We start from the raw sequence: 650 nt of genomic DNA on the forward strand, positions 1-650 counted from the left end.
GCCATGCGGTCATAGGCGGCGCCGTCCTTGAACCAGCTCTCGAACTGGTGGTCGTTTTCGCAACGAAGTGAAAAGCGGATCATTCCCKTGAACCTCGACCGGATGGGCCGTGATGGCAACCGGTCATCTCGGCTTCACATGGGGAGTCCTGGAGCGCCTTGACAAGATGGGTATTTTTCACGCCGCCAGCAGGGCGTCCAGCTCGCCGGCGCGCTCCAGCGCGGAGAGCTCGTCCGAGCCGCCGATCGACTTTCCGTCGATGAAGACCTGCGGAACGGTCGTGCGGCCACCCGAACGCTCCGTCGCGTCCTTGCGGGCCTGGCTGCCGCGTGGGGCATCGAATTCCTGGAACTCGATGCCCTTCTTCTCGAGCAGGGCGCGGGCCCTGTCGCAATAGGGGCAGAAGACCTGCGTGTAGATTTCGACCTGTGCCATGACCTCAATAAGAAGGTTCCTGGCCGCAGGTTTCAAGTCACCACGCAAGCTCCTGCATCAGGACGGCCATGCCGAGCGCGAAGCCCAGCACGCCAAAGAGCCCGATCAGGAAACCGCGCCCTCGGACCGCAGCGGCGGCGATACTCCGTCGAAGGGCATGGGCACCTCCTAGTGCGGCCACCAGAATGCCACGGCGAGGTTGACGGAGAGTTAAG

Annotated in this window: 2 protein-coding genes; both read right to left on the minus strand. The window is 63.3% G+C overall.

The features are described 5' to 3' along the window. The coding region (locus tag AC1DWF_RS35460; RefSeq protein ID WP_476843144.1) for a DUF1178 family protein at window positions 1-83 on the minus strand (83 nt) is incomplete at its 3' end. Between the two features lie 94 nt (window positions 84-177). Next, window positions 178-435: a glutaredoxin 3 gene (gene grxC / locus AC1DWF_RS35465; RefSeq protein ID WP_476843143.1), complete on the minus strand. Its 258-nt coding sequence runs from the start codon at window positions 433-435 to the stop codon at window positions 178-180. Between the last annotated feature and the right edge of the window lie 215 nt (window positions 436-650).

It is taken from the genome of Aminobacter sp. P4_D5 (genome assembly GCF_056401815.1).

What these genes read in the sequence shown, in the direction of transcription:
- grxC (WP_476843143.1), bottom strand. Translation starts at nt 435, where the DNA reads ATGGCACAGGTCGAAATCTACACGCAGGTCTTCTGCCCCTATTGCGAC.